At 71.6% G+C, this 25,251-nt stretch carries 20 protein-coding genes and 1 pseudogene; 9 read left to right on the top strand and 12 right to left on the bottom strand.

The window, feature by feature from the left end; all coding sequences use genetic code 11:
• The first annotated feature begins 21 nt into the window (after positions 1 to 21).
• Positions 22 to 1,269 (top strand): tetratricopeptide repeat protein, encoded by a 1,248-nt coding sequence (locus ACFWTE_RS08685; RefSeq protein WP_378778705.1) that lies wholly within the window; start codon positions 22 to 24, stop codon positions 1,267 to 1,269.
• A gap of 167 nt (positions 1,270 to 1,436) precedes the next feature.
• Here the strand turns inward: ACFWTE_RS08685 and ACFWTE_RS08680 are convergent, their stop codons facing one another.
• The 4 genes from ACFWTE_RS08680 to ACFWTE_RS08665 all read right to left on the bottom strand — a co-directional run bounded on the left by ACFWTE_RS08680 (position 1,437) and on the right by ACFWTE_RS08665 (position 5,063).
• Complete coding sequence (locus ACFWTE_RS08680; RefSeq protein ID WP_378778704.1) at positions 1,437 to 1,625, bottom strand: DUF5999 family protein; 189 nt, start codon at positions 1,623 to 1,625, stop codon at positions 1,437 to 1,439.
• Positions 1,626 to 1,810: 185 nt separating this feature from the next.
• Complete coding sequence (locus ACFWTE_RS08675) at positions 1,811 to 3,241, bottom strand: threonine/serine exporter ThrE family protein (RefSeq protein ID WP_378778703.1); 1,431 nt, start codon at positions 3,239 to 3,241, stop codon at positions 1,811 to 1,813.
• Between the two features lie 229 nt (positions 3,242 to 3,470).
• A complete protein-coding gene (locus ACFWTE_RS08670; RefSeq protein ID WP_378778702.1) occupies positions 3,471 to 4,157 on the bottom strand; it encodes a response regulator in 687 nt (228 codons plus the stop codon).
• Between the two features lie 102 nt (positions 4,158 to 4,259).
• Positions 4,260 to 5,063, bottom strand: coding sequence for a RecB family exonuclease (locus tag ACFWTE_RS08665; RefSeq protein WP_378778701.1), 804 nt, complete (start codon positions 5,061 to 5,063; stop codon positions 4,260 to 4,262).
• Positions 5,064 to 5,123: 60 nt separating this feature from the next.
• Between ACFWTE_RS08665 and ACFWTE_RS08660 the strand changes: the two genes are divergently transcribed.
• Entirely contained in the window at positions 5,124 to 6,272 is a 1,149-nt protein-coding gene (locus ACFWTE_RS08660; RefSeq protein ID WP_378778700.1) for a site-2 protease family protein, read from the top strand.
• 53 nt (positions 6,273 to 6,325) lie between these two features.
• Here the strand turns inward: ACFWTE_RS08660 and ACFWTE_RS08655 are convergent, their stop codons facing one another.
• Both ACFWTE_RS08655 and ACFWTE_RS08650 read right to left on the bottom strand, forming a co-directional pair.
• A complete protein-coding gene (locus ACFWTE_RS08655) occupies positions 6,326 to 6,799 on the bottom strand; it encodes a hypothetical protein (RefSeq protein ID WP_378778699.1) in 474 nt (157 codons plus the stop codon).
• A gap of 32 nt (positions 6,800 to 6,831) precedes the next feature.
• Positions 6,832 to 8,112 (bottom strand): multiprotein-bridging factor 1 family protein, encoded by a 1,281-nt coding sequence (locus tag ACFWTE_RS08650; protein WP_378778730.1) that lies wholly within the window; start codon positions 8,110 to 8,112, stop codon positions 6,832 to 6,834.
• A 210-nt stretch (positions 8,113 to 8,322) separates the two neighbouring features.
• Here ACFWTE_RS08650 and ACFWTE_RS08645 point away from each other — a divergent pair, with 210 nt between their 5' ends.
• Positions 8,323 to 8,688, top strand: a complete 366-nt coding sequence (locus tag ACFWTE_RS08645) for a hypothetical protein (protein WP_378778698.1) — start codon at positions 8,323 to 8,325, stop codon at positions 8,686 to 8,688.
• A gap of 209 nt (positions 8,689 to 8,897) precedes the next feature.
• Here the strand turns inward: ACFWTE_RS08645 and ACFWTE_RS08640 are convergent, their stop codons facing one another.
• On the bottom strand, positions 8,898 to 9,062 hold the full coding sequence (locus ACFWTE_RS08640; protein WP_378778697.1) for a hypothetical protein: 165 nt from the start codon (positions 9,060 to 9,062) through the stop codon (positions 8,898 to 8,900).
• Positions 9,063 to 9,189: 127 nt separating this feature from the next.
• Positions 9,190 to 9,954: a polyphosphate--glucose phosphotransferase gene (gene ppgK, locus ACFWTE_RS08635; protein WP_378778696.1), complete on the bottom strand. Its 765-nt coding sequence runs from the start codon at positions 9,952 to 9,954 to the stop codon at positions 9,190 to 9,192.
• Between the two features lie 259 nt (positions 9,955 to 10,213).
• On the opposite strand from ppgK, the gene ACFWTE_RS08630 reads away from it, so the two are divergent.
• The 4 genes from ACFWTE_RS08630 to dop all read left to right on the top strand — a co-directional run bounded on the left by ACFWTE_RS08630 (position 10,214) and on the right by dop (position 16,401).
• On the top strand, positions 10,214 to 11,200 hold the full coding sequence (locus ACFWTE_RS08630) for a tRNA (adenine-N1)-methyltransferase (RefSeq protein WP_378778695.1): 987 nt from the start codon (positions 10,214 to 10,216) through the stop codon (positions 11,198 to 11,200).
• A 281-nt stretch (positions 11,201 to 11,481) separates the two neighbouring features.
• The gene (gene arc / locus ACFWTE_RS08625; protein ID WP_378778694.1) at positions 11,482 to 13,251 is read left to right on the top strand and encodes a proteasome ATPase; all 1,770 of its coding nucleotides are present in this window, start codon (positions 11,482 to 11,484) and stop codon (positions 13,249 to 13,251) included.
• 210 nt (positions 13,252 to 13,461) lie between these two features.
• A complete protein-coding gene (locus ACFWTE_RS08620; RefSeq protein ID WP_378778693.1) occupies positions 13,462 to 14,622 on the top strand; it encodes an FAD-dependent oxidoreductase in 1,161 nt (386 codons plus the stop codon).
• A 261-nt stretch (positions 14,623 to 14,883) separates the two neighbouring features.
• Positions 14,884 to 16,401 carry a depupylase/deamidase Dop gene (dop, locus tag ACFWTE_RS08615; RefSeq protein WP_378778692.1) on the top strand — a complete coding sequence of 506 codons (1,518 nt, stop codon included), beginning with the start codon at positions 14,884 to 14,886 and terminating at the stop codon, positions 16,399 to 16,401.
• Positions 16,402 to 16,462: 61 nt separating this feature from the next.
• Here dop and ACFWTE_RS08610 read toward each other — a convergent pair whose 3' ends face one another.
• Entirely contained in the window at positions 16,463 to 17,974 is a 1,512-nt protein-coding gene (locus ACFWTE_RS08610; RefSeq protein ID WP_378778691.1) for a PucR family transcriptional regulator, read from the bottom strand.
• Between the two features lie 189 nt (positions 17,975 to 18,163).
• Between ACFWTE_RS08610 and ACFWTE_RS08605 the strand changes: the two genes are divergently transcribed.
• Together ACFWTE_RS08605 and ACFWTE_RS08600 are read left to right on the top strand one after the other, a co-directional pair.
• Positions 18,164 to 19,462: an MFS transporter gene (locus ACFWTE_RS08605; protein WP_378778690.1), complete on the top strand. Its 1,299-nt coding sequence runs from the start codon at positions 18,164 to 18,166 to the stop codon at positions 19,460 to 19,462.
• A gap of 118 nt (positions 19,463 to 19,580) precedes the next feature.
• On the top strand, positions 19,581 to 21,194 hold the full coding sequence (locus tag ACFWTE_RS08600) for an amidohydrolase (protein WP_378778689.1): 1,614 nt from the start codon (positions 19,581 to 19,583) through the stop codon (positions 21,192 to 21,194).
• A gap of 142 nt (positions 21,195 to 21,336) precedes the next feature.
• On the opposite strand, the gene ACFWTE_RS08595 is transcribed toward ACFWTE_RS08600, so the two are convergent.
• From ACFWTE_RS08595 to ACFWTE_RS08585, 3 genes and pseudogenes are all read right to left on the bottom strand, one after another.
• Positions 21,337 to 22,491, bottom strand: a complete 1,155-nt coding sequence (locus ACFWTE_RS08595) for a S1 family peptidase (RefSeq protein WP_378778688.1) — start codon at positions 22,489 to 22,491, stop codon at positions 21,337 to 21,339.
• Between the two features lie 531 nt (positions 22,492 to 23,022).
• Positions 23,023 to 23,220 (bottom strand): annotated as a pseudogene (locus ACFWTE_RS08590) (trypsin-like serine protease); the annotation flags it as partial.
• A gap of 255 nt (positions 23,221 to 23,475) precedes the next feature.
• On the bottom strand, positions 23,476 to 24,615 hold the full coding sequence (locus ACFWTE_RS08585; protein WP_378778687.1) for a S1 family peptidase: 1,140 nt from the start codon (positions 24,613 to 24,615) through the stop codon (positions 23,476 to 23,478).
• Positions 24,616 to 25,251 lie beyond the last annotated feature (636 nt).

The raw sequence follows: 25,251 nt of genomic DNA, 5'->3' as shown, positions 1-25,251 counted from the left end.
CCCCCATGGAAAGCGGAAGCAATGACCACGACGTCCGGACATCCCGCACGCTCTGGCCCCGCCGACCCGCCCCCGGCGACCGACCCAGCGGACACCGGGGAGCCCGACGCGACCTTCGCCCAGGACGCTGCCGACCTGTGCGACCAGGCTCGGGACCTCGCCGAGAACGGCCATCTCAAACGCGCCGCCAAGCTCTACCGGCGGGCCGTCGCCGCGGGCCCGCGCCCGCCGCTGCTCGCCCGCGCACTGCTCGGCCTCGCCGTCGTCGAGGACCAGCGGGGCGACCTCCCCGCCTCCCGTGAGGCGGCGCGCCGGGCTGTGGCCACCGGAGACGCCCGGTACGCCCCGCGGGCCGCCTACCACCTCGGGCTCTCCCTCGAACAGGACGGGGAGCACTCCGAGGCCGAGAGTGTGTGGCGCCGGCTCCTCGACCTGGGCGCCCCCGACTTCGCCGCCGTCGCCCGCTACGGGCTGGCACGGGCCGCGGAGGACCGCGGGGACACGGCCGGGGCGGAGGAGCACTGGGAGGCGGCGCTCGCGCTCCCGCCCGGCCCCGCGCCGATCAGCCGCCTGCACGCCACCACGGTGGTCGACGCCGCCCGCGACCTTGCCGGGCGGCTGCTCGGCCGGGGGCTGCCGGGTGCCGCCGCGGCGGCCGTCGAGCGCGGCCTGGCGGTCGCGGACGACCCCGGCCTGCGCCTGTTGCGCGCGGCGTCCCACCTCGAACACGCCATCGCCGACGTCGGCGCGATCGTCGATCCGGGAGAGGGCGTGGAGGAGGTTCCCGGGCCGGATGCGGGGACCTCGGCCTCGGCCGTGGAACTCCTCGCCGGGCTGCTCTCCCTGCGGGGGGAGCCGGACGCGGCCGAGCGGGTCTGGCGGCTGGGGCTGGGGGACCGGGACCCGGGGACCGCGGACGAGGTGCGCAGGCGGCTGCGCCGGGGTTTCGCCGTCCCACCGGAGGAGGACGAACAGGAGGGGGCTGGGCCGTGGTGGACCCCGTACCTGGAGGAGGCGGCGGCGACGGCCACCGCTCCGGCGCTGGCGGGGGAGCTGTTCGCCGTCATCACCCAGATGCACGCCCTGCTGGCGGTTCCGGTGGTGGAGGGCGAGGCGCGCGCCGACGCGCTGCGCGCCGTCATGGAGCAGGCACTGCGCACCCCGAGCGGCCTGGTGTGGGGCGCCGATGTGCACGCGGACTTCCGGAGTCGGCTGCGGGAGGCGATGGGGGGAGAGGACGTGCTGCCCGAGGGCTGGCCCGACCGGTGACACGAAACCGCCCGGGGCCTGGTGCCTTCCGGGCGGGTGTGCGTGTCGGGGACCGTCGTGTCCGACGGCTGCGGTGCGGGCGGTGCGGTCCCTCGGGGACTGCTGCGTCGCCTGGTGCCGGTGCGTTCGTGGGGCGGGCCCCTGGCCGTGGTGGTCGGCGGGCTGTGTCAGGCGGCCACGCGGGGCCTGTGCGGGGCGACAACCGCTCCGTCGGGCAGCAGCTCGCCGGTGTCCTCGAAGAGGACGACTCCGTTGCAGAGCAGGCTCCACCCTTGTTCGGGGTGGCTGGAGACGACTCGTGCGGCTTCGCGGTCGGTGTCCTCGAAGGACGGGCAGGCGGGTTCGTGGCTGCACATGGGACAGGCCTTTCGTTCCAGAAGAGCTCGTCGTCGAGCTGACGCCAACCTTAGTGGCTCACATCACATGCTTGCTCTGGTTTAGGCCGAATGGGGTGGCCCTGGTGTCGTCGCCCGCTCTCACACGGTGAGATACCCGCAGGCCGACAATGGTTCTCGCGTGTCCGGCTGCGGCCATAAGGAACTCAGTACCCGCCACGCGTTCGGCGTGCCGCCGGGCGACTGCGCATCCCGGCCCCCGCCAGTCCACCGCGCTGGAAGGCCCGCACCAGCTCTCCGCCGAGGTTGACCCCGGCACCCAGCGCCAAGCCCACCATGACCGCCTCCACCACGCTGAGCAGACCGGATACCGCCGTGCCCTGGGTGATCTCGATCAGCCCCCGGTACAGGATGCTGCCGGGGAGCAGCGGCGCGATCGACGGGACCAGGTACGGCAGGACCGGACGTCTGGCGCGCCGTGCCAGCCAGTGGCCCACCACGCCCACCGCGACCGCGCCCGCGACCGTGCCCACGACCGGCGGCACTTCCAGGAGGGAGCGCAGCCCCGCGTAGATCGCCCAGATCAGGACGCCCAGGGCCCCGATCGTCGGGAGCATGCGGGGTGGCACCGCCAGGGAGATCGCGAACGCCATGGCGATTCCCGCCGCACCGATCAGGACGGGTACGTCCAGGGAGGTGCCCGCCGAGGGCAGGCTGTCGAGGTCGATGGGCACGCCCAGGCGGATCGCCGTGTAGGCCACGGCGCCCACCCCCGACACGATCGCGCCCAGGATGAAGAAGGTCTCCAGGAGGCGGGCCGCGGCCGACACGTAACTGCCGCTGATGCCGTCCTGGAGGCTGGACACCAGGGGTCGCCCGGGGAGCAGGGCCATGATGTTGCCGGTGATGATGGCCGCGGCCTGCAGTCCCAGGTCCAGCGTGGTGCTCACCCAGAGCAGGGCCACACCGATGGTCGCCGCCACCACCGCAGCGGCGGCCATCTGGTAGAACTCGGCGACGCCGCGCCGTGCCAGGAACACGGCGGTCCGATCGCCCAGCACGGTGGCGAGGAACGCCGCCGTGGCCACGACCAGGCCGCCGCCCATCATCACACTGGCGCTGGAGGCGATCAGCCCGAACCCGAGCACGATCACCCAGTTCGGGTACGGCATCCGGGCCCGCCGGATCTGGGACAGGCGCGCGGTGGCGTCCTCCAGCTCCAGCAGCCCCAGCGCCGCCTGCTGCACCAGGGTGTGCAGCTCGTTGACGCGGAAGTAGTCCAGGGAGCGTCGGCGCACGACCCGTTCGCCGGTGACGGGCGGCTGGTCGCCGCCCGGGTGGGTGGACAGTGTGATCGTGGTGAAGGTGACCGACACTTCCGACCGGGGCAGTTCGAAGGCCACCGAGAGGCTGAGCATCGACTCGCTCACGGCCTCCGTGCCCTCGCCGCTGGCGAGCATGAGCTCGCCGACGCGCAGGACCAGGTCGATGGCCCTCGCGTCGGGGAGGTTGATGGCCTCGTTCTCGTCCAGGCCGTCCGGGGTCAGCTCCCGCTCGTGTTCCGCCCGCCAGTCCCGCATCCTGCTGAGCAGGCGATCCTCACTCGGCGGAACGGGCCGCTCCCGCTTGCTTGGCATCCCTGTTCTCCGTTCCCTCCCCGCCTGGACCCCGTGGTGGTCGGCGCGTTGATGACAACCCCAGAGGGGACGCAGCCCGGACGTGTCGGGTTCGCCTGGATCAGGTGCGGACACCGGTGAGTTCGATCACCGGAACATCCTGTCAAGGCGTGGAGGCGTCCGACAGCGACGCGCCGGGGGCCGCGGGGCCGGTGGCCCGGTCTCCGGCGCGCCCGGGGCGCGGTACCCCTCAGCGGTCGGTGTCGGGCCGTCCGGGTCTGACGAGCCCGTGTTCGTAGGCGTACACCACCGCCTGGACGCGGTCACGCAGCTCCAGTTTGGTGAGGATGCTCCCCACGTGCGACTTGACGGTCGTCTCGCCCAGGACGAGGTGGGCGGCGATCTCGGCGTTGGACCAGCCGCGCGCCACCAGCCGCAGGACCTCGTGTTCGCGGGCGGTCAGGCGGGGGGCGGTCGCCTCGTCGTCGGCTGCGGGTGGGAACAGCGGCGCGAAGCGGTCCAGGAGGCGGCGGAGCACCGGGGGCGCGACGACCGCGGCGCCGCTCGCGACCACGTCGACGGCGGTTACGAGTTCGGCGGGCGGGGAGTCCTTGAGGAGGAACCCGGTCGCGCCCGCGCGCAGGACCTCCACCACGTATTCGTCCAGGTCGAAGGTGGTCAGGGCCAGGATCCGCACGTTGTGTCCCAGGGGTCGGGCCCAGGAGGTGATCAGCCGGGTGGCCTCGACGCCGTCCATGCCGGCCATGCGGATGTCCATGAGGACGACGTCGGGCACCAGGGTTCGGGCGGCCCGCACCGCCTCGCGGCCGTCGGAGGCCTCCCCGACGACTGACAGGTGCGGGGCGGACTCCAGGATCAGGCGGAATCCGGCACGGACGAGGGGCTGGTCGTCGACCAGCAGTACTGAGACGGGCACAGGGCCGATTGTGCCTCATCGGGGGAGAGGGCCTGTCCGGGCCGCGGGGGAGGAGGTCCGGTGTGCCGGGGCCGAAGGGGCGGACGGGGCCGACGTGGCCGTTCAGGCGGTGGGCAGGGGCGGCGGGGTGCCGCCGAACTCCGGGCACAGCGCCTGGTGCTCGCACCAACCGCACAGTTTGCTCTTGCGCGGCTTCCACACCCCGGCGCGCCCGGCCTCCTCGATCTGTGCCCAGATGCCGTCGATCTCGGCCTCGGCGGACCGGAGTTCGTCCTCGGTCGGGTCGTACCAGCGCACGGCGCCGTCGCCGCCGAGGTAGACGAGTTGGAGGCGGGTGGGGACGACGCCGAGGTCGCGCCAGATCATCACGGCGTAGAAGAAGATCTGGAAGCGGGCCTTGTCCTCGTACCGGGGGTGAGGGGACTTGCCGGTCTTGTAGTCCACGATCCGGATCTGGCCGGTCGGGGTGACGTCGATGCGGTCGACGTAGCCGCGCAGCGCGAGCCCGGTGGGCAGGGACACGTCCAGGCGGATCTCGCGGTCGCGGGGTTCGAGGGTGGTGGGGTTCTCCAGTTCGAAGTAGCGGCGCACCAGGTCGCGGGCGGACTCCAGCCAGGTGTCGCGTTCGTCCTCGTCGGCGAAGAGCTCCTCGACCTCGGGTTTCCTGTCGCGCATCTTCGTCCACTGCGGGTCCACGAGGGCGACGGCGTTGCGCGGGGTGCGCGATTCGGCGGGGAGTTCGTAGAGGCGTTCGAGGCAGGCGTGGACCAGGGTGCCGCGCAGCGCCGCCGCGCTGGGTGCCTCGGGGAGCCGGTCGATGGTGCGGAACCGGAACAGCAGGGGGCACTGGAGGAAGTCGGAGGCCCGTGAGGGCGAGAGGGCGGTCGGAAGCGGCGCGGTGGTCATGGAACGAGCCTACGAGAAGGTCACGACAGGCTCGGCGCGGTCGGCCCGTACCCTTGGTACGTGACCACCGGTAGTGATCCCTCCGCGCCCACAACCCGCGACCGTGCCAGGACGAAGGGTCTGCTCCTGGGCCGCCCTTTCGGTATTCCCGTGTACGTGACGTCCTCATGGTTGATCGTGGCTGTGCTGATCACCCTCGTCTACGGGGGGATCGTCGAGGGGCGTCTGGCGCTGGGGCCCTCCTCCTACCTTCTGGCGTTCGTCTTCGCGGTCCTGTTGTACGCGTCCGTCCTCGTGCACGAGCTCGCCCACTCGGTGGTGGCCAGGATGTACGGGCTGCCGGTGCGACGCATCGTGCTGTACGTGCTGGGCGGTGTCTCCGAGATCGAGCGTGAGGCCCCCACCCCGGGCCGTGAGTTCTGGATCGCGTTCTCGGGGCCCCTGTTCTCCTTGATCCTGGCAGCGGGGGCGTTCGGCCTGTACCAGCTCGCCGACCCGTTCAGTGTGGTCGGGGAGCTGCTGTTCCAGCTGTGGATCGCCAACTTGCTGGTGGGCGTGTTCAACCTGCTGCCGGGTCTGCCCCTGGACGGCGGGCGGTTGCTGCGCGCCGGGGTGTGGAAGGCGACCGGGAGGCAGACCGCGGGGAGTGTGGCGGCTGCGTGGGGCGGCCGGGTGCTGGCGCTGGTCGTGGTGGCGTTGCCGTTCCTGCTGGCCTGGTCGTCCGGGGGCGGGCTGAGCCCCTGGGCGGTCGTGTGGGGCCTGGTCCTGGGCGGGTTCATGTGGATGGGGGCCACCGAGGCACTGCGGGCCGCCAGGGTGCGTGAACGCGTGCCCGGGCTGAGCGCGCGCGAGCTGGCCCGGCCGGCGGTGGCGGTTCTGTCCGAGACCCCGCTCGCCGAGGCCGAGCGGCGGGCGCGGGAGGCGGGGGTGGAGGAGATCGTCGTGACCGACTCCGATGGGACGGTGACGTCGATCGTGCATCCGGCGTCGGCCGCGGCGATCGCCGACGGGCGGCGGGAACGGGTACCGGTGTCGAGCGTCGCGCGGGCGGTGACGGCTGGCTCTCCGGTGTCGGTGGACCTGCGGGGCGAGGAGCTGCTCGACGTGCTGACGGACCATTCGCTGCCGGAGTACCTGGTGGTGGGCGGCGGGGCGTACGGGGTGCTGCGCGCGGCCGACGTCAACGCGGTGATGTCGGGCCGGGTCTGATCCCGTGCGGTGCCCGGCCGGGGAGGTCGGTGCGGTGCGCTCTCCGTAGTGGTTCAGCGCCGGGTGCCCTCGGGCCACAGTACGACCACGGGGTGGCGGAGCGAGCGGGCGTGGGACACCACGTCGGCGGTGCCGCCGGGGCCCCGCGCGGGGCGGCCGTCCCAGACGGCCAGCAGGCGGTCGCAGCGCTCCACGAGCAGGCGTCCGGCCGCCAGGTGTGAGCGTGGGGTGGACGCGGTGTGGGGCAGCCGGTGGACGAGCACGGCCTGTCCCAGGAGCCGGTCGTAGACGGGGTGGTGCTCTTCGGGGAGGGCGTCCCGGTACCCGGTGGCGGGGACGACGGCCTCCAGGGGAGCCCCCGAGGCCAGGACGGCCTCGGCGAAGATCGTGTCGGCGCCGTCGGCGAGACAGGACAGGCCGACCATCTCGCAGCCGTACGGTGCGAGGTGGGAGCGGATCAGTTCGGTGACTGTGCTGTGCGCCTCGGGGGGCAGGTCGCGGTGGCCGGTGACTGCGATGCGGATCACGAGGACTCCCTGCTGATCTCTGTGCTGCTCTTCTATCCGAAGGTGGACAAGCTGGTCATGAGTGGCGCGAGCTCACGGTCCAGGTCCTGGACGCAGTCGGCCCCCGGCCCCCTGTAGCGCCGCCTGAACATCCGCACGCGGCCGATGACCCGCTCGGAGTCGAACCGCCTCCCCGTGGCGAGCGCCTCCCGCGCCAGGCGGAACGCCTCGTCGACGTCGCCCGCCTCCGCGTGGGCCGATGCCAGTTCCACCTGGAGGACCGCCGACTGTTTGGCGTGGGCGCTCTTCGGTGCGAACGACTCCGCGAAGGCCCGGCAGGCGTCGTGCGGGCTCCGCAGGCGGACTCCGACCAGGGCGCGGTACCCGGCGACCTTGGCCTGGTCGAAGGCGAACACCCACGGCCAGGGCGGGTCGGTGTTGGCCGTGCGCGTGACCTGCTTCTCGGCCCTGCCGATGGCGCGGGCGGCGGCGGAGCGGTCGCCGAGGCCCGCGTGCGCGAGCGCCCCCACACAGGCGAGCCAGGCGTGGGCCGTGGGGTGCGCGGAGGAGCCGAGGACGTGCTCGGCCTCCCGCACCAGCCCCAGGCCGAGTTCGGGGTCCTCCGCCGTGTCGGTCTCGAAGGCGGCGAGGGACCCCAGCATGTACACGTCGAGCAGGCGCATCCCCGCCTGGCGGGCCCGGACGACCGCCGAGCGGTAGTGCATCCGCGCCGATCCCATGTCGCCCTGGTCGGCGTGGAGCCAGGCCGCGAAGCCGGAGGCCTCGCTGACCGCCGCGCTGAGCTCGGGGTGGAAGGGTGTCCCGCGCGAGTTCGTGAGCATCTGCTCGGCCAGATGCACGTGCGCCACAGCGCTGGGCAGCAGGTGGCGTGCGGGAGAGGTCGCGTCCATGCGGCGCTGGCCGCCGGTGATGGAGCGCAGCGCCGACGCGGTGGTCTCGTTGACGGTGTGGTGGGCCCCCGGCGGGAAGGAGGCAGGGGAGCAGGAGGGGGGAGGGGAGGCGGTGAGCAGGGCCCCGGCGGCGACCACTCTCCCGAACTCGCGGCGTCTTGTCGTGTCCACCTCCTTCTTCCGGGCGGGGTCCTCGGGCGAGGGGGTGCCTCCGAAGCGGAGCAGGTGCAGGGGGACGCCCAGGCGTTGGGCGAGGTCCTGGACCTGGCTGACGGTCAGGGCCTGTTGTCCGTTGACCACCCGGGAGACCCAGCTCTGGGAGTAGTCGACCGCCCGGGCGAGCTCGCCCTGGGACCATCCGCGCGCCGTGCGCACGCCTTCGAGGACCGTGGCCATGTCGCAGGTCGCGAGCGCGTTCGCCATACGGGGCCGCGACCACAGGTCCGGTGGCAGAACACCGTCCGGTTGGGGCATGGGTTCAGATTAGGGATTCCGGACGGCCTTGGTGGCTATGTGTGAAAAAGAAGGTGCGATGCGGGATCCGCATACCGTCGCCCGTTCCCGGCCCTGATCCGGCAGAGTACAAGAGTCGTTGGTCCCTGTAAGGCGTCTGGGAGGGAAGGGAGGCACCCTGTGACCGTGGAGACCCCGCCGGCGGGAAGCCCGAGTCTGCGATGGGAACCCCGGGCAGCCGAAGCCGTGAGCCGTGTGGACCTGGCCGGTCTCGCTCTACGGGGCCTGGCCGCGGAACTGCGTTCGCACGGAGTCGAGGTCCGCGAGGACGGGATGTCCGGAACGGTCGACGCCGGTCCCAGAACCCGGCCGCAGCGTGCTCTGCTCAGACCGCACCGCGGCGACCTCTGGTGGTGGATGCGCTGGCCGCCCCAGGACGGTGTCCACCCGGCCCTGTCCGGGGTTCCCCTCTCCCCCGCCACACGCACCTCTGACGCCGCCAGACGGATCGTGGGCGCCCTGTCCATGCCCGTCGGCGACGCCTGAACACGCGCGGCTCCCCCCACTGCGCTCGAACGGGCGTGAGCGATGCCCACGCCCGGGAGGGCGGGCGGGGCCTGGGCTTCCCCGAAACCCAGTCTCCCTCTGTGCGGGGCCCTGCCCTGCCCCGCCCGCCCTCCCGCACAGCCCCCCTCGCGCGGGCCGTCCGCTGCCCGGTGCCCCCTCTCCCCGGTGCCCGGCGGGCGGTCCGCGTGTTACCACCGGTACGCGGCCCCGCCCAGGAGGACGGCGCGGCCGTCCGCCGCACGGAACTCCCCCGGAGCGGTCCCGTAACAGCGGAAGAACCACCGGGTGGGGTGGCTCTGGTCGGCGAACCCCGCGCCCGCGGCGGCCTCGTCCTCGCGGGGGCGGCGGTCCACGGACCCAGGGGCGACGTCGACAAGGTGGTCAAGCGGCTGCCCCGCACCTCTGAGGCGTGTGGGGAGCGGGCCGCCTTCCTCCGGGCGGCGGCCGGCCTCCCCGGCAGGGGAGGGGCCGCGGCCGGGGTCAGACCGTCCCGGCCTCGGCCGCGGCCAGGGCGGCGCCGACGATTCCGGCGGTGTTCTGCAGGGTCGCGGGCACGATGGGGGTGCGGATGTCCAGGTGGGGGAGGAACTTGTGCGCCTTGCGGCTCACCCCGCCGCCGACCACGATCAGGTCGGGCCAGAGCAGGTCCTCGACCACCCGGTAGTAGCGGTGCAGGCGGTCGGTCGCCCACTCTTGGTACGACAGCTCCTCGCGCTCCTTGGCGCCGGAGGAGGCCCGTGACTCGGCGTCGTGGCCGTCGATCTCCAGGTGCCCGAACTCGGTGTTGGGCACGAGCCTTCCGTTCACCACCAGGGCGGAGCCGATCCCCGTGCCCAGGGTGGTCATCAGCACCACGCCCGGCACCCCCTTGGCGGCGCCGTATCGGCTCTCGGCGACCGCGGCCGCGTCGGCGTCGTTGAGGACGCGCACCGGTCGGCCGGTCGCCTCGGTGAACAGGGTCCGTGCGTCGGTCCCCACCCAGCTCTTGTGCAGGTTGGCGGCGGTGCGCACCACCCCCGCCTGGACGACCCCGGGGAAGGTGATGCCCAGCGGCGCCTTGGCCGCCTCGGGGAAGTGCGAGGCGATCTCGCCCACGATCTCCGCCACCGCCGCCGGGTCGGCGTGGCGGGGGGTGAGGACCTTCAGGCGCTCGCGGAGGAACTCTCCGGTGGTGAGGTCGACCGGGGCCCCCTTGATGCCGCTGCCTCCGATGTCGATCCCCAGCCCCGTACTCAGCTGTGACATGGGTCGTCGCCTCCAGTGTTCCTCGTGTGGTGGAGGGGCGTTGTCACGGCCCCGCGGTGTCGATACTGCCCCGGGGGCCGTGCGTTCGCACGTTCGCCCGTGACTGGGGCCGCCCGTTTCCGGCCTTGTACCCGGACCGCTTCCGGCTGTCCGGGGCCGTCCCGGCCGCCTCCGGCGGTTCGCCGCGGTATCGGGGGGCCGATACCCTGGGCGACTGCCCTGACTCAACCAATTGCGACGTGGGAAGACGAGAGCGACGTTGACCGGTATCCATGGCCGCCGCGGCCCCTTCACCGACGGCGACACCGTGCAGTTGACCGACCCCAAGGGTCGCATGCACACGACCACCCTGCGCGAAGGCAGCGCCTTCCACTCCCACAAGGGCAAGGTCGAACACGACGACCTCATCGGACAGCCCGAGGGCAGCGTGGTCCGCTCCAACACCGGAACGGCCTACGTGGCGCTGCGCCCGCTGCTGATCGACTACACGCTGTCGATGAAGCGCGGAGCGACCATCGTCTACCCCAAGGACGCCGCCCAGGTCCTGGTGGAGGCGGACATCTTCCCCGGCGCCCGGGTGGTGGAGGCGGGCGCCGGATCCGGCGCCATGTCCAACTGGCTTCTGCGCGCCGTCGGTGAGAACGGCATGGTGCACTCCTACGAGCGCCGCGCCGACTTCGCCGAGATCGCCCGCAAGAACGTGGAGAAGTTCTACGGCGGACCGCACCCGGCGTGGAAGCTCACCGTCGGCGACCTGGTGGAGGAACTCGACGAGACCGACGTGGACCGCGTCTTCCTCGACATGCTCGCCCCCTGGGAGTGCCTGGACGCGGTCGCCCGCGCGCTGATCCCCGGCGGACTGCTGTGCTGCTATGTCGCCACCACGACGCAGCTGTCGCGCGTGGTCGAGGGGCTGCGCGAGGACGACCGCTTCTACGAGCCGCGCTCGTGGGAGACCATGCTCCGCACCTGGCACGTGGAGGGGCTGGCCGTGCGCCCGGACCACCGCATGATCGGGCACACCGGGTTCCTGGTGGTGGCCCGCCGCCTGGCCGACGGGGCGGAGGCTCCCGAGCGCCGCCGCCGGCCGGCCAAGGGCGCCTACGGCAAGGACTTCACCGCCGCCAGGGAACAGGACGGGCGCGGTACGGCGCAGGCCGCCCCGGAGGCGGCCCCCGCGGTCGGCGACGATGCCACCGGCAGCGCCGGGACGGCGCAGGCCGACCCTTCCTCCTCCGAGGAGTAGCGCCGCTTCGCCCCCCGGCGCCCGCGGCGTCGCGCACAGGCCCGTCCGGAACCCCTCCGGGCGGGCCTCGTGCGTGTCCGACCGGCCGTTTCGGAGGAGGTCTTCCTTGCCCCGGCCCCGGCACGGAGGTTACTTTCTCATTACGCCGGGTTATCCGGTATCACTGTGACCTCGGATAATGCAAGAGTTGGAAATGAGTCCTACGACACTCCCCGGGGCAGACAGGTTAGGAAATGGGCAGGGGTAGGTAGGCTCCGAGTAGTCATACTTCTCCTAGGGAGGTGGCGGACGTGGCCGAGCGCGACGACGAGCGTCAGAGCGACCGGGACCGTGAAGTCGCTGAACTCACGGCTCAGGTCTCCTACATGGAAAAGGAACTCAGCGTGGTTCGGCGTAAGCTCGCCGACTCGCCCCGACATGTACGCCTGCTGGAGGAGCGGTTGCGGGAGGCCCAGGCCAACCTCGCCGCTGCCAACGGCCAGAACGAACGGATCGTCTCCACGCTGAAGGAGGCGCGCGAGCAGATCGTGGCGCTGAAGGAGGAGGTCGACCGGCTGGCCCAGCCGCCGTCCGGTTTCGGTGTCTATCTCGGTTCACGCGAGGACGAGACCGTCGAGATCTTCACCAACGGCCGCAAGATGCGCGTCAACGTCAGTCCCTCCGTGGATCTGGACAGTTTGCGTCCGGGCCAGGAGGTCATGCTCAACGAGGCCTTCAACGTCGTCGAGGTGGAGTCCTTCGAGACCGTCGGCGAGGTCGTCATGCTCAAGGAGATCCTTGAGGACGGCGAGCGCGCCCTGGTGATCTCCCACCACGACGAGGAGCGGATCGTCCGGCTGGCCGAACCGCTGCGCGACGGGCCGATCCGCCCCGGCGACTCCCTGCTGCTGGAGCCGCGTTCGGGGTACGTGTACGAGCGGATCCCCAAGTCGGAGGTCGAGGAGCTCATCCTCGAAGAGGTCCCCGACATCGCCTACACCGACATCGGCGGCCTGACCGGGCAGATCGAGATGATCCGCGACGCGGTCGAACTGCCCTACCTCTACAAGGAACTGTTCTACGAGCACAAGCTGCGCCCGCCCAAGGGCGTGCTGCTCTACGGCCCTCCCGGCTGCGGAAAGACACTCATCGCCAAGGCGGTCGCCAACTCGTTGGCCAAGCAGGTCGCCGAGCGCACCGGCCGCGACGTCGGCAAGAGCTTCTTCCTCAACATCAAGGGCCCGGAGCTGCTGAACAAGTACGTGGGCGAGACCGAGCGGCACATCCGCCTGGTCTTCCAACGGGCCAGGGAGAAGGCCTCCGAGGGCACCCCCGTCATCGTGTTCTTCGACGAGATGGACTCGATCTTCCGGACCCGCGGCTCGGGTGTGTCCTCCGACGTGGAGAACACGATCGTCCCGCAGCTCCTCAGCGAGATCGACGGTGTGGAGGGCCTGGAGAACGTCATCGTCATCGGCGCCTCCAACCGCGAGGACATGATCGACCCGGCGATCCTGCGGCCCGGCCGCCTGGACGTCAAGATCAAGATCGAGCGGCCCGACGCCGAGGCGGCCCGGGACATCTTCGGCAAGTACATCACCGAGGACCTGCCGCTGCACGACGAGGACCTCGTCGAGCACGGCGGATCGACCAAGGCCACGGTGGACGCCATGATCCAGCGGGTCGTGGAGCGGATGTACACCGAGGGTGAGGAGAACCGCTTCCTGGAGGTCACCTACGCCAACGGTGACAAGGAGGTCCTGTACTTCAAGGACTTCAACTCCGGGGCGATGATCGAGAACATCGTCTCCAGGGCCAAGAAGATGGCCATCAAGGACTTCATCGACCAGCAGTCCAGGGGCATCCGGGTGGCGCACCTGATGCAGGCCTGCGTCGACGAGTTCAGCGAGAACGAGGACCTGCCCAACACCACCAACCCCGACGACTGGGCGCGGATCTCCGGTAAGAAGGGCGAGCGCATCGTCTACATCCGGACCCTGGTGACCGGCAAGAAGGGCGCCGACGCCGGGCGCAGCATCGACACCGTGGCCAACACGGGCCAGTACCTGTAGAAACGCGCCTGCCACGCGCTCGGAGGGGGCCGACCGGACCACCGGTCGGCCCCCTTCCGTGCGGTTCCCGTTCTCGCAGGTGAGGGGGGTGTGGTCGCGCGCCTGGGCCTTCGGGGCGTGCGGATCTTCCTGAGGCTGGCCCTCTGAGGGACTGCCCGGGACCGCCCCTAACGTGAGAGACACGGCCGGCCACCACCAGGGGAGAGAGCCATGGACGTTGTCATCATCGGTGCAGGTGTCGGGGGACTCGCGGCGGCCGTCGGGCTGGTCCGACGCGGCCACGACGTGCGGGTGTTCGAGCGCGGCGAGCGGCTGCGCACCGGCGGTGCCGCCCTGTCGCTGTGGTCGAACGGAACCGCGGCCCTGGGCGGTCTGGGGATCGACCCGGTCGGCCTGGGGCGTCCCACCGACAGCGTCGTCGGTTCCACGCCCACCGGCGCGGAGCTCTACCGGATGGACCTGCGGGCCGTCTCCGAGGACCTCGGTTGGCCGAACTTGTGCCTGCCCCGCAGGGAGCTGCTGGAGCGCCTGGCGTCGGAGCTGCCCGAGGGCGCTGTCTCCTTCGGCCCGGCGTGCACCGGGACGCGGCAGGAGCCGGGACGCGCGACGGCCCTGTTCGATGACGGTTCCACAGCGAGCGCGGACGTGGTGGTCGGCGCCGACGGCCTGCGCTCGGCGGTCCGAGCCCAGCTGTGGCCCGGAGACGTTCCCCGATCGCGCGGTTACGCGAGCTGGCAGGGGCTGGCGCCGCTCCCGATCGAGCTGGCGGGGAGCGGGACGTCGCGCTGGCTGAGCGGAGCGGAAGGGACCTGCGGCATCATCCCGGCGGGCGGAGGGCAGGTGCAGTGGTGGTTCGACCTCCCCTGGACCCCGGACGATCCGGAGCCGTCGCATCCCGCGCAGGTGCTCAGGGAGCGCTTCGCCTCCTGGACCGACCCCGACGTGCGCGCCGTGCTCTCCCAGGTGCGCGACGCCGACGTGAGCCTCTTCCCCCACATGCAGACGCGGGTGCCCAGGATCTGGGGTGCGGGTCGCGTCACCCTGATGGGGGACGCCGTGCACTCCTTCCCTCCCTCCACCGCCCAGGGGGCGAACCAGGCGTTGGAGGACGCCCTGGTGCTGTGCGCGGCACTGGACGCGGTGCGAGGAGGCGACGCGGCCTCGGCGCTGCGCCGGTACGAGCGGGTGCGACGTCCGCGGGCCGCGCGGGCCTCGTGGGTGTCGGGTCGGCAACCGACTCAGGTCCTCAAGGGGTCGACCAGGCCGATACCCCTGCCCGAGGCCGCTCTCCGAGGTCTCCTGAAGGCCTATCTGAAGTCGGTCAGCAACGCCCTGCGGCATGCTCCGAGGGGGCCGGTGGCCGGGGTCTGATCCCCGGTAGGGTCGGCGGACGAAAGCGGAGGAGGGGCCGGCGGGGGCGGCGGACGGTTCCGCCGCGTACTTGCCCGTCGGAGAAAAAAGAACGGACGGGGAAACGCCGCCGATTTTCCGCTCGCGGCGGCATGTCAGACCGTTGCGACCTGCGATGACAACGGCACCTCCGCCCGTGGCAAAACGCCCGGGAAGACGGCGCTTGGGCCACGATTGGCGCGGAAGCGTTCAAGAGTGGGCCTCGGTGGATAACCTCTCACCATGAGTGTGCGGCGGATTATGGGTATCGAGACCGAGTACGGAATCTCCGTGCCAGGCAACCCCGGGGCCAACGCGATGGTCACCTCCACCCAGGTGGTCAACGCCTATCTGGCGGCCTCGGCGGCTCGGGCGCGGCGCGCCCGCTGGGACTTCGAGGAGGAGAACCCCCTGCGCGACGCGCGCGGCTTCGACCTCGCACGTGAGGTCGCCGACCCCACGCAGCTCACCGACGAGGACCTGGGGCTGGCCAACGTCATCCTCACCAACGGCGCCCGCCTGTACGTGGACCACGCCCACCCCGAGTACTCCGCGCCGGAGGTCACCAACCCGCTCGACGCCGTGCTGTGGGACAAGGCGGGGGAGCGCGTGATGGCGGACGCGGCCGCCAGGGCCGGGACCACCCCGGGGATCGAGCCCATCCAGCTGTACAAGAACAACACCGACAACAAGGGCGCCTCCTACGGGTGCCACGAGAACTACCTGATGAACCGGTCGACGCCGTTCGGCGACATCGTCCGGCACCTCATCCCCTTCTTCGTCTCCCGTCAGGTGGTGTGCGGCTCGGGCAAGGTCGGCATCGGCTCCGACGGTCAGGGCAGCGGGTTCCAGATCTCCCAGCGTGCCGACTTCTTCGAGGTCGAGGTCGGCCTGGAGACCACCCTGAAGCGCCCCATCATCAACACCAGGGACGAGCCGCACGCCGACCCCGACCGGTACCGGCGGCTGCACGTCATCATCGGCGACGCCAACATGAGCGAGATCTCCACCTACCTCAAGTTGGGGACGACCGCGCTGGTGCTGTCGATGATCGAGGACGGGTTCCTGAGCGTGGACCTGTCTTTGGAGACCCCGGTGGCGGACCTGCGCGCGGTCTCGCACGATCCGGGCCTCACCCACAGGGTGAAGCTGCGCGGCGGCCGCAGGCTGACCGCTCTGGAGTTGCAGACGGAGTACCTGGACCAGGCGCGCAAGTACGTGGAGGACCGCTTCGGTACCGACGTCGACCCGGACACCGCCGACATCCTGGACCGGTGGGAGTCGGTGCTGAACAGGCTCGGCTCGGACCCGATGAGCCTTGCGGCGGAGCTGGACTGGGTCGCCAAGCTGAAGGTGTTGGAGGGGTACCGGTCACGGGACGGCCTTGAGTGGGGGCACCCGCGCCTCCAACTGGTGGACCTCCAGTACTCGGACGTGCGCGCGGACAAGGGCATCTACAACCGGCTGGTGGCCAGGGGGCGCATGCGGCGCCTGGTGGAGGAGACCGCGGTGACCCGCGCGGTCACCGAGCCCCCGGAGGACACGCGGGCGTATTTCCGGGGCCGCTGCCTGGCCAAGTACGCGGACGAGGTCGCCGCGGCCTCGTGGGACTCGGTGATCTTCGACCTGCCCGGCTACGACTCGCTCCAGCGGGTTCCCACCCTGGAGCCGCGTCGGGGCACCAAGGAACACGTGGGAGCCCTCCTGGACGCGTCGGACACCGCAGCGGACCTGGTGGCGGTGCTCACCCGCAGGAAATGAGGCGCCGACGGGGGCGCGGCCGTGAGGTTGTCCCCCACACGGGCACCCCGACCGCCCCCGGTCAGGTGTGCCAGGTGCCGTCGTGGCAGGGCATGGGCTCCAGGCTCAGTGCGGTCCACAGCTCCAACCGGGTGCGGGGATCGTCCAGGGAACGGCCCATGACCCGCTCGGCGATGCGCAGCCGGGAACGCATGGTGTTGCGGTGCACGCCCAGGTCCCGGGCGGTCGCCTCCACCTGGGCGCTGTTGTCCAGGTAGTGGCGCAGCGTGTGCGCCAGCTCCGTCGCGTTGCGCTCGTCGTGGTCGCGCAGCGGCCCCAGGACCGCCTGGTCGAAGGCCCGTGCCCCCTCCGTCGGGACCGAGGACCTCAACAGCGCCCACGCGTCGGTCTCGTCCACGTGCCGGTACCCCTCGACGGCGGCGTTCTGAGCCCGATCCACGGCCGAGGGGAGGTCGTCCGGGCCCCGGGCCCCGCAGGCACCCGCGGCGGAAGGGCCGCCCGCCCCCGCTGCCAGGACCGCGAACAGCCGCTCGCCGGTGTGCGGTCGGCTGCTCGCGGGCAGCACCGCCAACAACACGTCGTCCAGTGCGGCCAGCCCCACACGTCGGGCCACCTCGGTGTCGCCCAGCACGTCGACCAGCGCGTCCGCCGCATGGTCCAGGAGCGCGTCCGGGTCGGGGGACCGCAGGCACAGCACCTCCCACGGCGGCACCGGAAGGGTGAGCGGTATCCGGGAGTGCCGCGTCATGGCGGCGCGGAGCAGTGGCGCGCGTTCGCGGTAGAGCGCCCTCCGGGCGTCGCGCGAGTGCAGGAGTTCCACCGCCAGCAGTGACGCCGCGTGGTTGGCGAGCATCCGCACGTGGGGTGTCACCGGGGACGGGCAGTGCAGCGCCAACCAGCCCAGCGTCCGTCCGGCCGGGCCCAGGGTCTGGAGCAGGACCGTCGCGTGCCCGTCGGCCAGTACCGTCATCCCGCGCGGCCGTCCCACCAGCGCGGAGCGCACCGCCGCGTGCCAGGGCGGTTCCGCGTCCGGCACCGCGACGCTGGTCATCCCGTTCCGGTCCAGCAGCAGGGACGCCCCCGCGGTCGCCGTGGACAGCTCGCCCATCACCCCGGCGGGCCCCGATCGCAGGGAGGCCCGCGCCATCGCGTCCTGTGCGGTCAGCAACCGGTGCTGTTCGCGCGTGCGCTCGGCGGCGTAGTGGTCGGCGACGGCCTCCACGACCGCGATGAACGGGGTCTTCCCTTCGACCCGCAGGACGGGGAGCCCGAGGGAGTCACCCTCCTCCAGCACCTCGGGCGGGATCTCGCGCAGCCAGACGTCGATCGCGAACGCCAGCCCCACGCAGCCGGCTCCGTGGAGCCGGCGGACGTAGGCCCGGCGCGACCGCGCGTCGGAGCCCAGCCCCAGCCCGACCGTCAGCACCAGTTCGCCGCCGCGGAGCCATCGCACGGGGTCGTGCAGCTCGGTCACGTGTGCCCACCGGATGGATCGGCCCAGGCCCGCGTGCCCGGCCGCGGCCCGCACCTCCAGGCGCGGGTCCGCGGTGATGTCGCCGACCGTGATCGTCACGGGTTGCCACCTCCGGAAGGGGTCGTGTGCACCTCGCACATTTGTAACAGCGAGTGGAGTGCGAACCGTCCCGACCCGCACGGCCGCCGGGTGTCTACGGTCACAACATCATCCGAACCGGCTGTGGCCGGTGGCGACGCCCCTCCCAGGGGTGCGGCCGGGACGCACCGAACGCGCAACGGAGTACACATGTCAGACCGGACCGCCCCCACGTCCTCGCACCCGGCGCGTGCGGCGCTAGCGGCCTTCGTGGGCACCACCATCGAGTGGTTCGACTTCTACGTCTACGCCACGGCCGCGAGCCTGGTGTTCGGCACCCTGTTCTTCCCGCCCGGCACCGACCCCATGATCGGGCTGATGGCGTCCTTCGCCACCTTCTCGGTCGGCTTCTTCGCACGCCCGCTCGGCGGGATCGTCTTCGGCCACTTCGGTGACCGGCTCGGCCGCAGGTCCGCCCTGGTCATCACCCTGCTGATGATGGGTGTGGCCACGTTCTGCGTGGGCCTGCTGCCCACCTTCGAACAGGCCGGGTTCATCGCTCCGCTGCTCCTGGTGCTGCTGCGCTTCGTGCAGGGCATCGCGGTGGGCGGGGAGTGGGGCGGCGCCGTCCTGATGGCGGTCGAGCACGCTCCGGAGAACCGCAAGACGTTCTACGGCTCCTTCGCCCAGCTCGGCAACCCCGCCGGCGCACTGCTCGCCACCGGTTCGTTCGGGCTCATCGCCGCCTGGGACGCCGACCTGCTGTACACCTGGGGCTGGCGTCTGCCCTTCCTCGCCTCGATCCTGCTGGTGCTGGTGGGCCTGTTCATCCGGCTGAAGGTCGAGGAGTCCCCGGTCTTCGAGGCCGTCCAGGACAACGACGGCCGTCCCGCGGAGCTGCCGCTGCGCGAGGCCGTGCGTACCTCGTGGCGGACCCTGCTGCTGGGCATCGGCATCCTGCCCGTGGCCGTCGGCGGCTACTACGTCGTCACCACCTTCCTCCAGGCCTACGGCGTGGAGGTCGGTGTGAGTGAACAGGTCATCCTCAACGGCCTGAGCCTGGCCGCGTTCGTGGAGCTCGTCGCCACCCTCGGGGTGTCCTGGCTGGGTGACCGCTTCGGCACCGTCAGGGTCGTCACCATCGGCCTGGTGGGGGTCATCGTCCTGGCCCTGCCGCAGTTCCTGGTCATGGAGACCGGCAGCACCCTGCTGATCTTCGTGATGCTGTGCGTCATGCGCCTGGCCATGGCCGCCGTCTACGGCCCCATCGCCCGTGTCCTCGCGCAGATGTTCCCGCCCCGCGCCCGCTACACCAGCATCTCCATCGCCTACCAGGTCGCGGGCGCCGTCTTCGGCGGACTCTCGCCGATCGTGTGCACGGCCCTGTTCGCCGTGACCGGCAGCATCGTGCCCGTCGCCGGACTGCTCGTGGCCATGGCCGTGGTGAGCATCCTCTGCCTGCTCAAGGCGCCCCGCCACCAGGACAACGACCTCGTCCCGGCCGCCTGACCGGCTCGACCACCGAACCGCCGCCGCGTCGCCAACCGGGGCGCGGCGGCATCCACGCACGCCCACCGCTGCCGGGCCCTCCCGCCCGGCGGCGCCCCACCAGGGAGGAACCCCACCCGTGTCCGGTCTGCTCATCCACAACGCCAACGTCCTGACCATGGACGACACCAACCCGCGTGCCAGCGCCGTGGCCGTGCGCGAGGGACGGGTCCGCCTCGCGGGGAGCATCGAGGCCGCCCGTGCCGCCGCGGGGCCGGGGGCGACCGAGGTGGACGCGGGCGGTAGGACCGTCCTGCCCGGGTTCATCGACCCGCACAACCACCTGCTGTCCACCGCCGAGTCCCTGGCCGCCGTCGACGCCGGGTACCCGCGGGTGGGCAGCGCGGCCGACCTGGTCGCGGTCATCGGGGCCGAGGCCGAGCGGACCCCGGCCGGGCAGTGGATCCGTGCCTTCCACATGGACGACGCCAAGTTCCCCGGGGGCCGTCCCACCCGCCGCGACCTGGACGACGCCACCGGTGAGCACCCGGTCATCGTCTACCACGTGTCGGGTCACCAGGCGGTGGTGAACTCCGCCGCGCTGGCCTGGAGCGGTATCGGCGAGGACGTCCCCGACCCGTCGGGCGGCTCCTTCGTGCGCGACGAGGGCGGGCGCCTGACCGGGATGGTCCTGGACTCGGCCATGGAGCTGCTGCTGCCACTGGCCGTCGACATCGGTTGCCACGGCCCGAACTTCCACACCGACCTCCCGGCCGAGCAGTTGCTGGGCTGGCTCTCCGCCGCCGCCGGCCCCTACCTGTCGGCGGGGGTCACCACCGTGTGCGACCCGCAGGTGTCGGCGCGAGAACTGCGTGTGTACCGCGCCGCGCGCGCCGCCGGGACCCTGCCGCTGCGCACGTTCGGCATGCCGCTCTCCCACCAGTTGGACTCGCTCACCCACGCGGGTCTGGCCAGCCCCTTCGGTGACGACTGGCTGCGCCTGACCGGTATGAAGTTCTACTCCGACGGGACCCTGCTGGGCGGCACCGCCAAGTTCAGCGTCCCCTACGGCGAGCACGGCGAGTTCCCGGGCAGCCTCTACCACCACCCCGACCAGTTGGTCGACCTGGTCACGCGGGCGGCGCGGGAGGGCTGGCAGGTGGCCATCCACACCCAGGGCGACGCGGCGATGGAGAACACGCTGGCCGCCATCGCCTCGGCCGCGCGCGTGTCCGGGCCCGACCCGCGCCCGCGGGTGGAGCACTGCGGTTACCCGACCCAGGAGCAGGCCAGGCGTTTCACCGAGTACGGGGTCATCCCCGTCAACCAGCCCAACTTCCTGCACGACAGCGGTGGCGACTTCGTCCGCCGTCTGGGGGAGCGGGCGCACCGGCTCCAGCCGATGCGCGAGGAGATCGACCTCGGGCTGCGCCCGGTCCTGTCCAGTGACTCGTTCGTCTCCAGCCTGCGTCCGATGGACACCGTGGCCAACGCGGTGTGCCGTACGACACGGGAGGGGGATCCGATCGGTGTCGAGCAGGCCGTCACCCTGCACGAGGCGCTGCGTGCCCACACCCTGGACGCCGCGCACGCCGTCGGAGTGGAGGACCGTCTGGGGGCGCTGTGCCCCGGCTACCTGGCCGACCTGGTGGTTCTGGACCGGGACGTCGAGTCTGTGCCGGAGCAGCGCCTGCGCGAGGTGAACGCCTGGATGACGGTGCTGGAGGGCCGTATCGCCCACCGCGCCGTCTGAGGCCCCGCTCCGGCCGGTCGTCGCGGTGCGGCCGAGGCGGACCCTGTGGCGGTGGCGGGCGTCGTCACCGCCACGGGGCCCGCACGCGTGGGCGTCCCCGCCCGCTGACGCGGACGGGGACGGTCAGGAGCGGTCAGAGGGGTCAGCTGGTGCGGATGTTCACGCCCCAGGAGTTCACCATCGGCATGACCTCCTGGTAGTAGGTGGTGCCGCCGAAGGAGCAGTTGCCGGAGCCACCGGAGGTGACGCCCTGGGCCTGCGAGCCGGAGATGAACGAGCCGCCGGAGTCGCCGGGCTCGGCGCACACGTTGGTGCGGGTGAGCGAGTAGACGGTGCCCTGCGGGTAGTTCACGGTCTGGTTGCGGGCCTGGATGGTGCCGCAGTGCCAGCCGGTGGTGGAACCGGAGCGGCAGATGGCCGAGCCGACGGCGGCCTGGCTGGTGCCGGTGACGGACTGGTTGCCGCCGCTGTTGTAGCGGGAGACCAGGTTGGTCAGGGTGAAGTTGGAGGTGCCCCGCACGAACGCGGCGTCGTTGCCCGGGAAGACCGAGTTCTGGAAGGTGCCGCGGCCGTTGCCGATGGTCACCGCGGTGCCCACGCGGCCGCAGTGGCCGGCGGTGACGAAACCGGGCTGGCCGGCGCTGTTGGTCGCGGCGAAGCCGACCGAGCAGCGTCCGCCCATGGTGTAGGCGAGGCCGCCGATGATGTTGGCGTAGGTCTGGGGAGTCTCAGTGGTCTCCTCGATCTGGACGGCGGAGGCGTCCACCCCGGCGTCGGCGAGCAGGGCGTCGACATCGGCGTCGGAGCCCTTCAGGACCTCGACCACGACGGTGTCGCTCTCGACGTCCGGGTACCAGCTGACGATGCCCTCCTGGGCGTCGGCCGCGTTGAGGTCGTCCACGACCTCGGCCAGGCCCTCGGTGCCGTAGGAGACCACGCTCGCCTCGGCGCCGGCGGCCTCGACGGCGTCGACCGCCGCGGAGTCGGTCACCAGGATGGTGAGGGTGAGGGTGTCGGTGTCGAAGGTGGAGCCGCCGTAGGCGGCACCGGCGGCCTCGGTGGCCTCGGCGTCGATCTCCAGGGCGGCCTCCTGGGCTTCCAGGAGGGTCTCGGCCTCGGAGGGGGTGAGGTCGAGGTCGCGTCCGAGGGCCTCGAACATGCTGGCGGCGTCGTCGTCCGCGACGGGAGCCTGGGGCAGGGGGGCGGTCGCCGCGAGGGCTCCCGGTGCCATGGACAGGGCCAGGCCGAAGGCCAGGGCTCCCGTGCCGATGGCGGAGATGACGGGGGAGGGTCGCATGGGTGTCTACTCTCCAAGGGGGATTGAGGGGGACTCGGAGTGTTCGTACCGGTAGGAACGGACGCTCCATTTCCGGAGTTCGGAGTTGTTCCGACTTCCGGAATTCACCGAGACATCCGGTAAACGATCCCCAACATAAATGGACACTTTGGTGAGGGAAAGACCCGCTCTGTGTTGATCTATTCAGACGCACGAAGGATGGTCCGATGACCCTCCGTTCTGTGATGGCTACGCGTAGCCGTGGAGTTCGCGACCTTGTGGTTTCCGCAGTCGAACGCTCACGGATCGAAGCGGCGGCCCGTGCGCAAGAGGTGGCGTGTGGCCGGATGCGGACACTGGTACCCGGTGCCGTTCGTGATCGCCCGGCTACATGGATGTAACTCCAGAGGTCACAGAGGCGCCAGGTGGGCCATGCCGTCGATGGGCGGCACCGCCCGGGCTCCGGGCGTCTGGCCGGATGCGGACGCGTGGGCGGCCGCACCTCTCAGGGGTGCCGACCGCCCACACGGATGGTGGCGAGCGGGCCGCCCCTCAGGAGGTCACCAGTGCCAGCCCCCACATGCTGAGGAGCCGGTTGACGCCCTGGAAGTAGGTGGTGCCGCCGAAGGAGCAGTTGCCGGAGCCCCCGGAGGTGACGCCCTGGGCCTGCGAACCGGAGAGGAAGGGGGCACCGGAGTCCCCAGGACCCGAGCACACGCTGGTCCGGGTCAGGCCGTGGACGGTGCCCTGCTCCCGCACACGCACGGCGGCGGGATCCACGCCGGCGTCCTCGATGAGGGAGGCGGCGGTCCGTGGCACGCGTGCGGGTAAAGGGGAGCATGGTCGTCCGTTCTCCTGGAGGGGACTTCCAGGAAAACCCAGAACCCCGGTCGGCGCCAGACGTCTTCGCCGCCTGTGGACGCCAGGGACGGCAGGCGTCCCCGCCCGCGGACGCGGACGGGGACGCGGTGTGGTGAGCCGGACGGCTCAGCGGGTGATCGGCGGTCAGCCGGTCACCAGGCTGAGGCCCCACGAGCTCAGCAGCGGCCCGACCTCCTGGTAGTACGTCGTACCGCCGGAGGAGCAGTTGCCGGAGCCACCGGAGGTGACTCCCTGGGCCTGCGAGCCGGAGATGAACGAGCCGCCGGAGTCGCCGGGCTCGGCGCACACGTCGGTCCGGGTCAGGTCCTGGACCGTGCCCTGCGGGTAGCTGACCGTCTGGCCGCGGGCCTCGATGGTGCCGCAGTGCCAGCCGGTGGTCGACCCGGAACGGCAGATGGCCGAACCGATCGGCGCCTGGGTGGAGCCGGAGACGGTCGAGGAGCTGCCCTCGACCCGGTTCGTCGCGTTCCAGTTGGACGTGGCGGCGACGAAGGCGCCGTCGTTGCCGGGGAAGACGGACTCCTCGAACACGCCGGAGCCGCTGCCGTCCGAGCTCTCGGCGGAGGTGCCGACGGTGCCGCAGTGGCCCGCCGTCACGAATCCGTCGGCGCCGGAGGCGTCGGTGACGGCGAACCCGACCGAGCAGCGGCCGCCGCCCATGTAGTACGCCTCGCCGCCGACGATGTCGGCGAACAGCCGGGGCGTCTGGTCGGTCTCCTCCACCTCGACGGCGGAGGCCTCCACACCGGCGGACTCGATGAGCCCGTCGGCGCTGGCACCCTCGGCGACCTGGATGACGACGGTGTCGCCCCCCACGTCCGGGTACCAGCCGAGCACGCCCTCGGGCGCACCGGCCGCGTTGAGGTCGTCCACGACCTCGGCCAGGCCCTCGGCGCCGTACGAGACCAGGGTGGTCTCGGCTCCGGTGGCCTCGACCGCGTCGACGGCCCCGGTGTCGGTCACCAGGACGGTGAGCTTCTGGGACTCGGGGTCGAACAGTGAGCCGCCGTAGGCGTCTCCCGCGGCCTGGACGGCCTCGGATTCGACCTCGAAGGCGGTCTCCTGGGCGTCGAGAAGCTCTTCGGCCCCGAGCGGGGTGAGGCCGAGGTCCCTCTCGAGCGCTTCCAGCATCGTCGCGGCCTCGCCGTCGGGCGTGGGCTCGGCCGGGGCGGCCGCGGCGCTCGCGCCCGGCGCCACGGAGAACGCCAGGCCGAACGCGAGTACGCCGGTGCCGATCGCGGAGATCACGGGGGAGGGTCGCATAGATCCCTACTCTCCTTGGGGAATTGACGGGGGTTCGGGGCCCGACGCCCGCCGGCGAGGACGTCGGACCCCGTGGCCGGAGTCCGTGATGAGGCGAGAACTCCGACCTGTTCGCCGAGTGGCCTGTGATCAAGACACTCGGTAAACGTTCGTCAACGTTAAGTGCGCATCTTGGTCAGCGAAAGACCAGGAACCTGATAATTCACTCAAGTGATGATTGGGCCATATGGTCATCCTATGAATGGAGGTGCATGACGGATTGTGACGACGTGTCTGACCTTGCATTTTCCTGCGGTGATCGTTTCTGGATCATGGATGCGCGCACGGCGCAAGGGGAGAGGTGTGGCCGGATGCGGACGCTGGAACCGGGTGCCATCTGTGACGGGACGGGCACGCATGGGCAACTCCGGAGGTCAGGGCGGTGACTCACGGGTAACTTTGTTCGGAATGTGGACGCCTGTGCCTCTTGTGAATATGCGTGTGGTGTGTCAGGGTCCGCGCCGACGCGAGGGGGCGCGACCGGACTCCCCGGAGCCCGTTCCGAAGACACGCCCGGAGCGAAACCGGCGCCCGCGCGAGCCGCCCCGCGCGCACATCGGACGATCCGAGGTAACTAGCGGGTATCGGGCCACGGGA

The sequence above is a fragment of the Nocardiopsis sp. NPDC058631 genome, from assembly GCF_042716955.1.
Taxonomy (GTDB): Bacteria; Actinomycetota; Actinomycetes; order Streptosporangiales; family Streptosporangiaceae; genus Nocardiopsis.
The sequence above is the reverse complement of the archived record's forward strand: the minus strand, read 5'-3'. Positions and strand labels throughout refer to the sequence as shown.